Origin of the sequence: Arthrobacter citreus (assembly GCF_038405225.1) — a bacterium.
GTDB classification, from domain to species: domain Bacteria; phylum Actinomycetota; class Actinomycetes; order Actinomycetales; family Micrococcaceae; genus Arthrobacter_B; species Arthrobacter_B citreus_A.
Genome location: NZ_CP151657.1, coordinates 294,185 through 307,459, shown reverse-complemented (window position 1 = coordinate 307,459; position 13,275 = coordinate 294,185). Strand labels below are relative to the sequence as shown.

19 protein-coding genes are annotated in these 13,275 nt (G+C 63.0%); all 19 read right to left on the bottom strand.

The genetic code is table 11. The features are described 5' to 3' along the window. Window positions 1-22: 22 nt before the first annotated feature. Window positions 23-406: a 50S ribosomal protein L18 gene (gene rplR / locus AAE021_RS01500; RefSeq protein ID WP_104101589.1), complete on the bottom strand. Its 384-nt coding sequence runs from the start codon at window positions 404-406 to the stop codon at window positions 23-25. 2 nt (window positions 407-408) lie between these two features. Continuing rightward, window positions 409-945 (bottom strand): 50S ribosomal protein L6, encoded by a 537-nt coding sequence (gene rplF, locus AAE021_RS01495; protein ID WP_342023922.1) that lies wholly within the window; start codon window positions 943-945, stop codon window positions 409-411. 18 nt (window positions 946-963) lie between these two features. Next, window positions 964-1,362, bottom strand: a complete 399-nt coding sequence (rpsH, locus tag AAE021_RS01490; protein WP_152219769.1) for a 30S ribosomal protein S8 — start codon at window positions 1,360-1,362, stop codon at window positions 964-966. 90 nt (window positions 1,363-1,452) lie between these two features. Further along, window positions 1,453-2,022, bottom strand: coding sequence for a 50S ribosomal protein L5 (gene rplE, locus AAE021_RS01485; RefSeq protein ID WP_342023921.1), 570 nt, complete (start codon window positions 2,020-2,022; stop codon window positions 1,453-1,455). After that, complete coding sequence (gene rplX, locus AAE021_RS01480; protein ID WP_210228071.1) at window positions 2,022-2,381, bottom strand: 50S ribosomal protein L24; 360 nt, start codon at window positions 2,379-2,381, stop codon at window positions 2,022-2,024. The genes rplE and rplX overlap by 1 nt, the downstream gene beginning before the upstream one ends. Window positions 2,382-2,384: 3 nt before the next feature. Beyond that, complete coding sequence (rplN, locus tag AAE021_RS01475) at window positions 2,385-2,753, bottom strand: 50S ribosomal protein L14 (RefSeq protein ID WP_055239356.1); 369 nt, start codon at window positions 2,751-2,753, stop codon at window positions 2,385-2,387. Between the two features lie 357 nt (window positions 2,754-3,110). Then, window positions 3,111-3,416, bottom strand: coding sequence for a 30S ribosomal protein S17 (rpsQ, locus tag AAE021_RS01470; RefSeq protein WP_152219775.1), 306 nt, complete (start codon window positions 3,414-3,416; stop codon window positions 3,111-3,113). Further along, a complete protein-coding gene (gene rpmC / locus AAE021_RS01465) occupies window positions 3,413-3,745 on the bottom strand; it encodes a 50S ribosomal protein L29 (protein ID WP_152219777.1) in 333 nt (110 codons plus the stop codon). The genes rpsQ and rpmC overlap by 4 nt, the downstream gene beginning before the upstream one ends. A 2-nt stretch (window positions 3,746-3,747) precedes the next feature. Continuing rightward, the gene (rplP, locus tag AAE021_RS01460; protein WP_104052731.1) at window positions 3,748-4,164 is read right to left on the bottom strand and encodes a 50S ribosomal protein L16; all 417 of its coding nucleotides are present in this window, start codon (window positions 4,162-4,164) and stop codon (window positions 3,748-3,750) included. Further along, window positions 4,165-5,007 carry a 30S ribosomal protein S3 gene (rpsC, locus tag AAE021_RS01455; RefSeq protein WP_342023920.1) on the bottom strand — a complete coding sequence of 281 codons (843 nt, stop codon included), beginning with the start codon at window positions 5,005-5,007 and terminating at the stop codon, window positions 4,165-4,167. Next, window positions 5,008-5,373 (bottom strand): 50S ribosomal protein L22, encoded by a 366-nt coding sequence (gene rplV / locus AAE021_RS01450; RefSeq protein WP_229964887.1) that lies wholly within the window; start codon window positions 5,371-5,373, stop codon window positions 5,008-5,010. A 38-nt stretch (window positions 5,374-5,411) separates the two neighbouring features. Continuing rightward, on the bottom strand, window positions 5,412-5,693 hold the full coding sequence (gene rpsS / locus AAE021_RS01445; RefSeq protein WP_104052734.1) for a 30S ribosomal protein S19: 282 nt from the start codon (window positions 5,691-5,693) through the stop codon (window positions 5,412-5,414). Window positions 5,694-5,705: 12 nt separating this feature from the next. Beyond that, on the bottom strand, window positions 5,706-6,545 hold the full coding sequence (rplB, locus tag AAE021_RS01440; RefSeq protein WP_152219783.1) for a 50S ribosomal protein L2: 840 nt from the start codon (window positions 6,543-6,545) through the stop codon (window positions 5,706-5,708). Window positions 6,546-6,576: 31 nt separating this feature from the next. Continuing rightward, entirely contained in the window at window positions 6,577-6,882 is a 306-nt protein-coding gene (rplW, locus tag AAE021_RS01435) for a 50S ribosomal protein L23 (RefSeq protein WP_104052736.1), read from the bottom strand. Beyond that, a complete protein-coding gene (gene rplD, locus AAE021_RS01430) occupies window positions 6,879-7,493 on the bottom strand; it encodes a 50S ribosomal protein L4 (protein WP_342023919.1) in 615 nt (204 codons plus the stop codon). The genes rplW and rplD overlap by 4 nt, the downstream gene beginning before the upstream one ends. Window positions 7,494-7,497: 4 nt before the next feature. After that, on the bottom strand, window positions 7,498-8,154 hold the full coding sequence (rplC, locus tag AAE021_RS01425) for a 50S ribosomal protein L3 (RefSeq protein WP_341393390.1): 657 nt from the start codon (window positions 8,152-8,154) through the stop codon (window positions 7,498-7,500). A gap of 18 nt (window positions 8,155-8,172) precedes the next feature. Continuing rightward, window positions 8,173-8,481 carry a 30S ribosomal protein S10 gene (rpsJ, locus tag AAE021_RS01420; RefSeq protein ID WP_003803825.1) on the bottom strand — a complete coding sequence of 103 codons (309 nt, stop codon included), beginning with the start codon at window positions 8,479-8,481 and terminating at the stop codon, window positions 8,173-8,175. 489 nt (window positions 8,482-8,970) lie between these two features. Beyond that, complete coding sequence (locus AAE021_RS01415) at window positions 8,971-9,102, bottom strand: hypothetical protein (RefSeq protein ID WP_342023918.1); 132 nt, start codon at window positions 9,100-9,102, stop codon at window positions 8,971-8,973. A gap of 32 nt (window positions 9,103-9,134) precedes the next feature. Beyond that, complete coding sequence (locus tag AAE021_RS01410; protein ID WP_342023917.1) at window positions 9,135-13,145, bottom strand: hypothetical protein; 4,011 nt, start codon at window positions 13,143-13,145, stop codon at window positions 9,135-9,137. Between the last annotated feature and the right edge of the window lie 130 nt (window positions 13,146-13,275).

Below are 13,275 nucleotides of genomic sequence, written 5' to 3'. Positions count from 1 at the left end.
TCCTTTTCCTTGTTAACCTCGGTCACAGTGACAGCCCACCTTCACGTGCGCCGTCGGCAACGGCCGCGATGCGGCCGTGGTAGCGGTTGCCACCGCGGTCGAAGACAACGGCTTCCACGCCGGCAGCCTTGGCACGTTCTGCAACGAGCTCGCCAACGCGCTTGGACTTGGCGGTCTTGTCGCCTTCCAGTGCGCGCAGGTCTGCTTCCATGGTGGAAGCCGAAGCTACGGTTACGCCGCGGGTGTCATCGACAACCTGAACGAATACGTGGCGGGCCGAGCGGTTGACCACCAGGCGCGGACGAGCCGCGGTACCGGAGATCCGCTTGCGGATGCGAAGCTGGCGGCGGCTGCGGGCAGCCGACTTGCTCTTCGAATTACGCTTCTTATTAATGCTGATGGCCATGGTTACTTACCAGCCTTTCCGACCTTGCGGCGGACAATCTCGCCGGCATAACGAATACCCTTGCCCTTGTAGGGATCGGGCTTGCGCAGCTTGCGGATGTTGGCCGAAACCTCGCCCACCTGCTGCTTGTCGATGCCGGACACTGTGACCTTCGTGGGACCCACGACGGTAAGCGTGATGCCCTCGGGTGCCGTGACCGGAACCGGGTGGCTGTAGCCCAGGGCGAACTCGAGGTCCGCTCCCTTGGCCTGCACGCGGTAACCGGTGCCGACAATTTCCAGGTCCTTCTTGTAGCCTTCGGTCACACCGGTGATCATGTTGGCGATCAGGGTGCGGGTCAGGCCGTGAAGGGCACGGGATTCGCGCTCGTCGTTCGGGCGGGCAACGGTGATGGTGCTGTCGTCGAGAGTGACAGTGATCGGGCTGGGCACAGTGTGCTTCAGCTCGCCCTTGGCACCCTTGACCGATACGAGATCGCCGTCAACGGCGATTTCTACTCCGGCAGGAACCGGGATGGGCAGACGTCCAATACGTGACATTTTTCTTTCCCTTCCCTGCTACCAGACGTAGGCGAGGACTTCCCCACCTACACCCTTCTTAGCGGCCTGGCGGTCGGTCAGGAGACCTGACGACGTCGACAGGATTGCGATACCCAGACCACCGAGAACACGCGGCAGGTTGGTGGACTTTGCGTAAACGCGCAGACCGGGCTTGGAGATACGACGCACGCCGGCGATGGAACGCTCGCGGTTCGGACCGAATTTGAGATCAAGGGTCAGCTTCTTGCCGACGACGGCCTCTTCTTCCTTCCAGCCGGCGATGTAGCCCTCGGCCTTCAGGATGTCAGCGACGCGCGCCTTGAGCTTGCTGTAAGGCATGGACACGGTATCGTGATATGCCGAGTTTGCATTGCGCAGACGCGTAAGCATGTCTGCGACAGGATCTGTCATTGTCATTGGGCTCTTGCCCTCCCTCGTAACGGTTTCCTGCGGAGTTCGCGCTCAGGCGCACCCGAGCGGAGGTCCGTCGGACCTGTTACGTAGTAATTAATCTTCGGATGTAAACGGGAAGCCGAGCGCCTTGAGCAGCGCGCGTCCCTCGTCATCGGTCTTTGCGGTGGTCACTACGGTGATGTCCATGCCGCGAACGCGATCGATCTTATCCTGATCGATTTCGTGGAACATCGACTGCTCGGTCAGACCGAACGTGTAGTTGCCGTTGCCGTCGAACTGCTTGCCGTTGAGGCCGCGGAAGTCGCGGATACGCGGCAGCGCCAGGGTAACCAGGCGGTCGACGAATTCCCACATGCGGTCTCCACGCAGAGTTGCGTGGCAGCCGATGGGCATGCCTTCGCGCAGCTTGAACTGTGCGATCGACTTGCGGGCCTTCGTGACCTGCGGCTTCTGACCCGTGATCTGGGTCAGGTCCTTGACTGCACCGTCAATGAGCTTGGAGTCCTTGGCGGCATCTCCAACACCCATATTCACAACAACCTTGACAAGGCGGGGAACCTGGTTGACGTTTGCGTAGCTGAATTCGTCCTGCAGGGTCTTCTTGATCTCCGCTGCGTAGCGGGTCTTCAGACGGGGAACGATCTTGGTGACGGTCTCAGTCATTAGAGGTCCTTCCCAGAGCCCTTGGCGACGCGGATACGCACAGTGCGCTCACGGCCGTCTTTTTCGACGATTTCCTGACGGTAGCCAACACGGGTCGGCTTCTTCGTTTCCGGGTCAACGATCGCGACGTTGGAAACGTGGAGGGGAGCTTCGACAATCTCGATGCCACCGGTCTTGGAGCCCTTGGAGGACTGGCCGACCTTGGTGTGCTTCTTGACCGTGTTGACGCCTTCAACCAAAACGCGGTTCGTGTCGGTGTAGACCTTCAGAACCTTGCCCTGCTTGCCGCGGTCTCCGCCGCGGGCAGCAGTTGCGCCGCTGATGACCTGCACGAGGTCACCCTTTTTGATTTTTGCCATGGACTACAGCACCTCCGGAGCCAGCGAAATGATCTTCATGAACTTCTTGTCGCGAAGCTCGCGGCCGACCGGGCCGAAGATGCGGGTACCGCGGGGGTCTCCGTCATTCTTCAAGATCACTGCAGCGTTCTCATCGAACTTGATGTAGGAACCGTCCTGGCGACGGCGTTCCTTCTTGGTACGAACGATGACGGCCTTGACCACATCGCCCTTCTTGACGTTGCCGCCGGGAATTGCATCCTTGACGGTGGCAACGATGGTGTCGCCAATGCCTGCGTAGCGACGTCCGGATCCACCGAGAACACGGATGGTCAAGATTTCCTTGGCACCAGTGTTGTCGGCGACCTTAAGCCGCGACTCCTGCTGAATCACTTATAACTCCTGTCGTCGCGCCGGTTCTCAAATTGAGCCTTGCGGAACGGATATGGGTGGACCCCGTAATACTGGTACTCAGCACTCCCCCTCAGGGGCTGACCGCGGCGGGCCGCGGCTCAGTGCCGAACAAGATTATCGGGCTTTTGTCTCATACGGCGGTGAGGATGCGGTGTCCAAAACTGGACACACTTCCGCACCGCACAGACAAGATTTCAAGTTTATCGCGAAAGGGCCCCGGATGCGAAATCGGATGATAACGCGGCCGGGGCCCTGTCGCCGGTGGGCGGTTACCGGCGGGCTTTTCCCCTTGCGGGGATCAGCTCGCCGGCGGGCCGGCCGGATGTACTGCTGGTGTTACTTAGCCTTCTCGAGGATCTCGACCAGGCGCCACCGCTTCGTAGCGGAGAGCGGCCGGGTTTCGGCGATCAGCACGAGGTCTCCAACGCCGGCAGCATTCTGCTCGTCGTGGGCCTTGAGCTTCGAGGTGCGGCGAAGCACCTTTCCGTACAGGGCGTGCTTGACGCGGTCTTCAACCTGAACAACGACGGTCTTATCCATCTTGTCAGAGACCACGTAGCCGCGTGCGGTCTTCCGGTACCCGCGGGCATCGGCTCCGTTTGCGTCAGTTGTCACTGCTGCCTCATTCTTGTTTTCACTCATTTGGCATCATCCTCAGCGACCTCGGCCGGAGCTTCAGACTCGGTAGCCTTCTTCTTGGACTTCTTTGCTGCCTTTTCGGGAGCTGCTTCCTCGACGGGAGCAACGACCTCGGGACGAATCCCCAGCTCGCGCTCACGCAGCACGGTGTAGATGCGTGCGATGTCGCGCTTCACTACGCGCAGACGGCCGTGGCTTTCCAGCTGACCGGTTGCGGACTGGAAGCGGAGGTTGAACAGCTCTTCCTTGGCCTTGCGAAGTTCCTCGACGAGACGGTCCTTATCGAAGCCGTCCAGCTGCTTCGGTGCCAGTTCCTTTGAACCAATTGCCATTTCTATTCACCACCCTCGCGACGCACAATGCGTGCCTTCAACGGCAGCTTATGGATCGCCAGGCGCAGGGCCTCACGAGCTACCTCTTCATTGACACCGGAGATCTCAAAGAGAACCCGACCCGGCTTGACGTTTGCAACCCACCACTCCGGAGAACCCTTACCGGAACCCATGCGGGTTTCGGCCGGCTTCTTCGTCAGCGGACGGTCCGGGTAAATGTTGATCCAGACCTTTCCGCCGCGCTTGATGTGGCGCGTCATGGCAATACGTGCAGCTTCAATCTGACGGTTGGTGACATACGCAGGCGTCAAAGCCTGGATGCCCCACTCGCCGAAGCTGACTGCAGTGCCGCCGGTTGCAGCGCCGGAACGACCCGGGTGGTGCTGCTTACGGAACTTGACTCGACGTGGGATAAGCATTTAAGCCTGTCCTCCTTCTGCTGCGGGGGCAGCTGCCTCAGCGGCCGGGGCCTCTGCAGCAGCAGGCGCGGCGGCTTTGTCGCTACGCTCGGGACGACGACGGCGCTCTCCGCCACGGTCTCCACGGTCGGCCGGGCCGCGGCCCGGACGGTCGCTGGAGCGTCCGCGGGACGGTGCGGCAGCCTGCTGTGCAGCCAGTTCCTTAGCGGTGACGTCGCCCTTGTAGATCCAGACCTTCACGCCGATGCGGCCGAAGGTGGTCTTGGCTTCGAAGAAGCCGTAGTCGATCTGCGCGCGGAGGGTGTGCAGGGGCACACGGCCTTCGCGGTAGAACTCCGAACGGCTCATTTCAGCGCCGCCCAGACGGCCGGAGCACTGGATACGGATACCCTTGGCGCCGGCACGCTGTGCGGACTGGATGGCCTTCTTCATGGCACGGCGGAAAGCCACGCGGGAAGAGAGCTGCTCAGCAACGCCCTGGGCAACAAGCTGTGCTTCCATCTCGGGGTTCTTGACCTCGAGGATGTTCAGCTGAACCTGCTTGCCCGTGAGCTTTTCCAGCTCGCCGCGGATGCGGTCCGCTTCGGCGCCGCGGCGGCCGATAACGATGCCCGGACGTGCCGTGTGGATATCCACGCGGACACGGTCGCGGGTGCGCTCGATCTCTACCTTGGCGATGCCGGCGCGGTCCATGCCCGTGGACATGAGCTGACGGATCTTGATGTCCTCGCGGACGAAGTCCTTGTAGCGCTGGCCCGGCTTGTTGCTGTCAGCAAACCAGTGCGACACATGGTCAGTGGTGATGCCGAGTCGGAACCCGTGCGGGTTAACTTTCTGTCCCACTTAGCGTTCCTCCTCGATTTTGGGGGTTGCGACAACCACAGTGACGTGGCTGGTCCGCTTGTTGATGCGGTACGCGCGGCCCTGTGCACGGGGCTGGAACCGCTTCATGGTGGGCCCTTCGTCAACGAATGCGTCGCTGATGAAGAGGTCACCCTCGTCGAAGGCCACGCCGTCACGGTCCGCGAGGACACGTGCGTTGGCCATGGCCGACTGAACTACCTTAAGTACCGGCTCCGATGCTGCCTGGGGGGCAAACTTCAGAATTGCCATTGCCTCATTCGCTTGCTTGCCACGAACAAGGTTGACGACGCGCCGGGCCTTCATAGGCGTTACGCGGATATGACGCGCAATTGCCTTGGCTTCCATTGCTTTCCTTCTCTCGTCTTCTGCCGAAAGAGCAGCGCCTAGCGGCGCTTGCCCTTGCGGTCGTCCTTCACATGGCCGCGGAATGTACGCGTCAGGGCGAATTCGCCGAGCTTGTGCCCGACCATCGACTCCGTGACAAACACCGGAATGTGCTTACGTCCATCGTGTACGGCGATCGTGTGCCCGAGCATGTCGGGGATGATCATCGAACGACGGGACCACGTCTTGATGACGTTCTTGGTGCCCTTTTCGTTTTCGGCCGCTACCTTAAGGAACAGGTGCTGGTCGACGAAGGGGCCTTTCTTCAGGCTGCGTGGCATGTTTCCAGGCTCCTATCGCTTGTTCTTGCCGGAACGACGGCGACGCACAATGAGGTTGTCGCTCTCTTTATTGGGGCGGCGTGTGCGGCCTTCGCGCTTACCGTTCGGGTTGACCGGGTGGCGTCCACCGGAGGTCTTACCTTCACCACCACCGTGCGGGTGGTCGACCGGGTTCATGGCGACACCGCGGACGGTCGGGCGTACGCCCTTCCAGCGCATACGGCCGGCCTTACCCCAGTTGATGTTGGACTGCTCGGCGTTGCCGACCTCGCCGATGGTGGCGCGGCAGCGCGCATCGACGTTGCGGATTTCGCCGGAAGGCAGACGCAGCTGGGCGAAGCGGCCTTCCTTGGCAACAAGCTGAACCGATGCACCGGCGGAGCGGGCCATCTTGGCGCCACCGCCCGGACGCAGCTCAACTGCGTGGATGGTGGTACCCACGGGGATGTTGCGCAGGGGCAGGTTGTTGCCGGGCTTGATGTCAGCGCCGGCTCCGGCCTCTACGTGGTCGCCCTGCTTGAGCTTGTTCGGGGCAATGATGTAACGCTTGGTGCCATCAACGTAGTGCAGCAGCGCAATGCGGGCGGTACGGTTCGGATCGTATTCGATCTCGGCAACGCGAGCGTCGACGCCGTCCTTGTCGTGGCGGCGGAAGTCGATCAGACGGTACTGACGCTTGTGCCCACCACCCTTGTGCCTGGTGGTGATCTTACCGGTGTTGTTACGTCCACCCTTTTTGGGCAGCGGGCGTACCAACGACTTTTCCGGCGTCGACCGCGTGATTTCGGTGAAGTCGGCGACACTCGAGCCGCGACGGCCCGGTGTAGTCGGCTTGTATTTACGGATTCCCATTATTTATTTCCTCGTTAAAGTGGTCTCCGCCCTAGCTGAGCGGACCGCCGAAGATGTCGATTGTGCCGTCCTTCAGGGTGACAATGGCGCGCTTGGTGTTCTTGCGCTGTCCCCATCCGAACTTGGTCCGCTTACGCTTACCGGCACGGTTGATGGTGTTGATCGAGTCGACCTTGACGGAGAAGATTTTCTCCACGGCCAGCTTGATCTCGGTCTTGTTGGAGCGGGGGTCGACCAGGAAGGTGTACTTACCTTCGTCGATCAGGCCGTAGCTCTTTTCCGAAACGACGGGTGCCAGCACCACGTCGCGAGGGTCCTTTGCGGTGGTCGCGCTCACTTGGCGTCCTCCTTGACAGTGTTCTTGCCGACGAACTCGTCGTAGGCAGCCTTGGTGAAGACCACGTCATCAGCAACAAGCACGTCGTAGGTGTTCAGCTGATCTACATAGATCACGTGAACAGCCGGGAGGTTGCGCACGGAAAGTGCAGCAACATCGTTGGCGCGCTCGATGACAACGAGCATGTTCTTGCGGTCGGAAAGTGAACGCAGGGCGTCGCGTGCAGCCTTGGTGGACGGCGTTTCGCCGGCTACCAGGGTTTCAAGGACGTGGATGCGGCCGTTGCGTGCCCGGTCGGAGAGTGCTCCGCGAAGTGCGGCGGCAATCATCTTCTTGGGGGTGCGCTGGCTGTAGTCGCGGGGCGTCGGTCCGTGGACAACGCCACCACCGGTCATGTGAGGAGCACGGATGGAACCCTGACGGGCGCGGCCGGTACCCTTCTGCTTGAACGGCTTGCGGCCTGCACCGGAGACCTCTGCGCGGGTCTTCGTCTTGTGCGTACCCTGGCGGGCAGCTGCAAGCTGAGCAACTACTACCTGGTGCAGAAGCGGAACGTTCGCCTGAACGTCGAAGAGCGCTGCGGGGAATTCAACAGTGGTTTCGTTAGCCATGAGACTAAGCTCCCTTCACGGCGGTGCGTACGAGGACGACCTGGCCGCGGGCGCCGGGAACGGCACCCTTGATCAGCAGCAGCGACTTCTCGGCGTCCACACCGTGAACCGTGAGGTTCATCGTGGTGTGGCGGACGGCGCCCATGCGGCCAGCCATCCGAACGCCCTTGAAGACGCGGCCCGGGGTGGATGCGCCACCGATGGAACCGGGCTTACGGTGGTTCTTGTGTGCACCGTGGGAGGCACCGACGCCGTGGAAGCCGTGACGCTTCATGACACCGGCAAAGCCCTTGCCCTTGGAGGTTCCGGTGATGTCGACCTTCTGGCCGGCTTCGAAAATCTCAACGGAGAGTTCCTGGCCCAGCTCATAGGTGTCTGCATCAGCGGTGCGCAGTTCAACAACGTGGCGGCGAGGCGTGACGCCTGCCTTTTCAAAGTGGCCGGCCAGCGGCTTGGTCACCTTGCGCGGGTCGATCTGGCCGTAGCCGATCTGAACGGCGGTGTAGCCGTCCTTTTCCGCGTTGCGCAGCTGTGTAACGACGTTCGAGTCAGCCTGAACGACGGTGACGGGGATGAGCTTGTTGTTCTCGTCCCAGACCTGGGTCATGCCCAGCTTGGTGCCCAGAAGGCCCTTGACCTGGCGTGTAAGTGAAGTAGACATAAGTATCCGCTCCCCCCCCTACAGCTTGATTTCGATGTTCACGTCGGCAGGCAGGTCGAGACGCATCAGCGAGTCAACGGCCTTGGGCGTGGGGTCAATGATGTCGATCAGACGCTTGTGCGTGCGCATTTCAAAGTGCTCGCGGCTGTCCTTGTACTTGTGCGGCGAACGGATAACGCAGTACACGTTCTTTTCCGTGGGCAGCGGCACGGGGCCTACTACCGTTGCGCCTGCACGCGTGACCGTCTCAACGATCTTCCGTGCTGATACGTCGATGACCTCGTGGTCATACGACTTCAGCCGGATGCGGATTTTTTGTCCCGCCATGGCGTCGTGCCTCTTTCTTCGAGTATTGCTCTCTGTACAGTTTTTGTACCTAGCTGCCTTTACGGCCTGGCACTCCTCCAACAGACTGAATCCGGATAAATCCGGGTTCCTCACCCTGCCGAGGCTCCGACCCCCGCGCTCGGGCGTGTCGCGGATTCTTGATCTGCGATACCCGGGCAAGATTGGGGGCGGGTTATATATGGGCTTTTACCCTGAAGGATCCGACCCTGCGTCAGGCATTATCCTGACCGGGACGACATCTCATCATGCACTGCCATGCCGGCCGAAACCGGCCAAACGAGCACATGCGGGCACCTAAGCGCTTGAACAACTTCTCTAGTCTGCCAGAATTGCGGTGAATCCGCCAATCCGGCGGCCTCCGGCAGACTACGGCGGTGATGCTGCGATCACCGGCAAGTCAACGTTTCCCAGTCTACCGCAGCCCGACAGCGCGGGAAAACCAGGCCGAGGGAGCGTGACGCTCCGCTTTTAGGACCGGCCGTCGCGGTTCGCCCGGCGGATGCGCTTGGCCCGGTCGATTTCACGGCGGAAACTTCTCCGGCCCCAGGCCACTCCACCCACAACGGCGACAACCACGGCGAGAATAATCAGTAATTCCATTCACCGATCCTAAACCAGCCCGGCGCCCGGCCCTAGCCGTCAGCTTCCGTCACGGGGTCCGACCGCACACGGGTCAGGCGCCAGACCGCCAGCGCTATCAGCGCCGCAGCTAGAAGGGCCAGGAGCAGGAAGGTGTAGCCGCGCAGGTACCAGAGCACCGCCAGCGCGACGCCGGCTGCGCCCCAGAAGGTGAACAGCCGCCGGTTGGTCACGACGCCAAAGGCCAGCAGCCCGGAATGGGCCAGCAGCGCCCACACCTGCTCGGAGGTGTCAGCGCTGATGATGCTGCTGAGTCCCGTTAGGGAAAGCAGCCCCGCCGCAAAGGACAGGACAGCAGTGCCCCGCTGCGCGCGTCCACGCCGGTACTCGTAGGCGGCAAGTGCGGCCAGGACCACTACCCAGTACTGCAGCAGCCAGAACCAGCCGGCTCCATCAATGGCGTACCAGGTGATCCGCTGGACGGACAGCGCGGCCACGAGTGCTGCGGTTTCTCCCGCAGTTTCCCGCCAGGCCGGCGGGAACTCCCGCACTGCAGCTGCCAGGGCGGCGACGAGGAGCACGGAACCATACACGGAGGAGATGTGGTCATACGGCATGGCACAGACACCGGCGCCGGCGGCAATGACGGCGGCTCCGGAACTGAGGATCCGGCGCCGCAGCTCCATGGCCGCACCCTGCGGCAGGACCGAAAGAACATAGCCCGCCGCGTAGAGCAGCAGCGCAGCTGCGAAGCCGGACCACAGCAGGGCGGCTGCGCCGTTCAGGGAAGTCTCCAGCACATCCGTGACGAGCCAGGACTGAATACTGAAGAAGGCTCCCGGGACCAGGACCACCGTGACGGTGGCCAGCCACGGAACCCGCCGTGTGAAGGAAACCACCAGGAAGCCTGCCGCCGGCAGCAGGATGCCTAATCCTGTCAGCAGCGTGTTGCCGTCCATCCCGGCCAGAGCCAGGGCTGGAATACAGTACAGCGCCCCGCCGGTGAGCAGGGGGTTGCGCACTGCGGTGCCAATCGCGCTCCGGGTTTCCACAGCCAGGGCACCCGCTGAAAGAAGCAGGTATACAGCGCTGCCGGCGGCAAGGCTCACCGGCGCCGACACCTCGGCTGTCCCGCCGCTGAAAGTCCCGGAGGCGCCAAAGCCCAACACGGGCGTCAGGACCAGAGGCAGCATGCCCAACGCATACACCGCGGGATACAGGATCCTGGCGTCACGAACCGCCGCGCTGACCATCACTGCCATGCCCAGAAGCAGGGACAGGGAAATCACGACCACCTGGCGCCGGGCATAGTCCTCGGTGACAGCGGCATAGACCAGGGGCAGCAGGGTCAGCGCCGCCACACTCCCCCAGAGCGCCGCTTTGCCCCACTGTCCCAGCCCTGCGCCGTCGTACTTGCCGTGCACCAGTGTCCGCAGCACCTGCTGCACGGCCACGGAGACCGCCACTGCAACAAAGGTTCCGTGGACTGAAAGGTCCAGGTCCGCCGCCGCCAGGGCTACCAGCACAGTCAGGAGGACCTGTCCGGCCAGCAGATATCCGCCGCGGTGGTTGGCCCTGGCGCCGCGGAGAACCATGAACACGCAGTATCCGAGTGCCGCCGCTGTCAGCACCTCATATCCCCGGATGCCCAGCAGACCGGCACCGATGGCGGCAGCCGCTGCAAACCCCGCCGGTCCAGCCCACTGAAGCCAGGGCTTCTCCGGAAACAGCCGGCGCTGCGTCACCGATGTCAGTACATTGGCTGCCAGCGCCGAGGACAGCACCCATACGGTCGGCCCGGTCTCCGGGGCAACCGCCAGCCGCAGCCAAACCGTCAGCGCAGCCACCAATGCTGCAGCCCCGGCCAGTGAACCGCCGGTGAAAGGCACGGCTTTGCCCGCTGCGCGCCGAGCAACCACAGACAGCTGGAGGAACAGTGCGCCGGCTGCAGCTGTCACCAGCAGCACTGACACCGTCCCCGCCAGTGGGCGGGCAGCAACGCCCTCGTATGCCAGGGGAAGGAACACCAGCACCCCGGCACTCCCCCACTGCGCGGCGGCCACCAGTCCACCCATGCCGGCCGCGGCCAAACGGTCCTGCAAGGCTGTCCGCAGGACCAGCTGCAGCATCACCGAGAGTGCCGTGGTTGTGAATAGTCCATGCACGGAAAGATCCAGGTCGGCTGCCACCAGCGCCACCAGGACGGTAAGCAGAATCTGCCCCGCCAGCAGGTAGCCGCCCCGTCGGCCGGACCGGGCACCGCGCACCGCCATGAATCCGCTGTAAACCAGCGCGGCACCCGTGAGCACCTCGTATCCCCGCACTCCCAATAAGCCGGCGCCCACCGCGGCAGCCACGGCAAAACCGCCCGCACCCACCCATTCCAGCCACGGGCGTTCTTCGAAGAACCGGCGCAGCACCAGGGACGTCAGCACATTCACCGACAGCGCGGAGAACAAAATCCACAGTGGCACTGTGATCTCCGGATCCTCCGCCAGCCGCAGCGCCATGGTCAGCATTACCGCCAACCCGGCGGTAACGGCAACCACTGGAACTTCCCGGCGGGTCGATTCGCCGCGGGTGCGTGGCACAGCGTTTCCGGCCCGTAGGGTCAGCAGGTACACGGAAACGAGCTGGTTCAGCAGTATGACGGCGGCTGTCGCGAACAGGGACCAGATCAAGGCTTCCCGCACGCCCGCTCCTGTGGCTTCCAGGACAGCCATCGACGCCACGGCAACCAGCATGACGGCCGTTGCCCTGACCCACAGCCGGTAGTCTTCCTTCGCCGCCCCCCTGCTGCCCGCTGTGCGAAGGGCGAAGTATCCGGCCAGCAGCACCAGCAGGATAACGGCCGGCCACAACGTGCCCGACGAACCGTTGAACCAGGCAGGAAATCCGAGCAGGACTGCGCCGGCCGGAACGGCATCGGGGATTGTCTTGATTCTCCATGCCCCGCCCATGCACGTCAGCAGGACCGCCACGGCTGTTGCGGTGAACAGTATCTGGCTGGTGCTGCCTTCCGGCAGGATGCCGGCTGCTGACTGGCCCGCGGTCAGTCCGGCCAGTATCTGAAGCACGATCACGAGCACGTAATCAGCGACAAAAAACGGTTTGCCGCCCAGGGCTGAATAGCGGCGGCGCAAGGCCAGCAGACCGGCTGCCTGCACCAACAGCAGCAGGGAAGCTGCCAGGAGGGCAGCCGCTGTATCACCCGTCACCTTGTAGGCCAGGACGGCCAAACCGGCTGTTGCCGTCACCCGAAACCCGTAGCTGTTGAACAGCCTTTCCCGGCGCCCGGCCTGCAGCGAGATCACTGCGTAGTAGCAGGAGAAGGCGAGGAACAGAAGGGAGAACTGCCAGCCGCCCAGTTCCACAGCGGTCAGAAGGGCAACCACAGCCGTCGCCGGGACCAGAAAGCGGTGGGACTGTATGAAGGCCGCCATATAGATGTTCCCGAGCCACGCAGGACGGCGCATGGCCACCAGCGACACAGCGATCGCCAGGAGCACGGTAAACAGGAAATACCACATGATCCCGGAGCGCATCGAGGCACCTGATGCAAGCGCCGTGGAGAGCAGGAACGTCATGGACAGGTAAGCCACCACCCGGCTCTCCAGCCGGGCCGCAGCGTAGCCAAAGGCCGCAGTGCCGACTACCGAGGTCACCAGCCAGGACAGCGGTGCATCCCGCAGCGCGAGGTTATGCAGGGCGAGCCCCACCACCGGAATGAGGGCAAGCCCGGTGCCGGTAAAGGCAACCCCGGCAGGACGCAGCCGACGGCTCCGCGCGTGGACCACCAGTCCGCCGGCATAAAACAGCCCGGTTACCAGGGAAACGCCCGCGAACCTGGCGCCTTCGGGTATGGCCAGCCCAATAAACAGTGATGCCGCGGCAACGAGCAGCAGGCATGCGGCGTACAGGGTGATGTTGATGTTCCGCAGGTCGCGGCGCCGTTTGCGGGCCTCTTCTTCAGCGGCCCGCCTGGCTAGTTCCTCAGCGGACGGCGGCCGGGGCGGGCCTGGGACGGCGGGCTGGAAGTTCAGGCCGGATGCGGGTCCCGGCATCGGCGGAGCCGGGGCCGGTGGAAGGGACGGAGCCTGAAGCTGCGGCGGGCTAAAGGCAGCGGAGGGGGCAAACGGTGCCGAAGAGCCGAAAGGGGCCGGAGGGCTAAAGGATGTTGGAGGACCGAAGGAT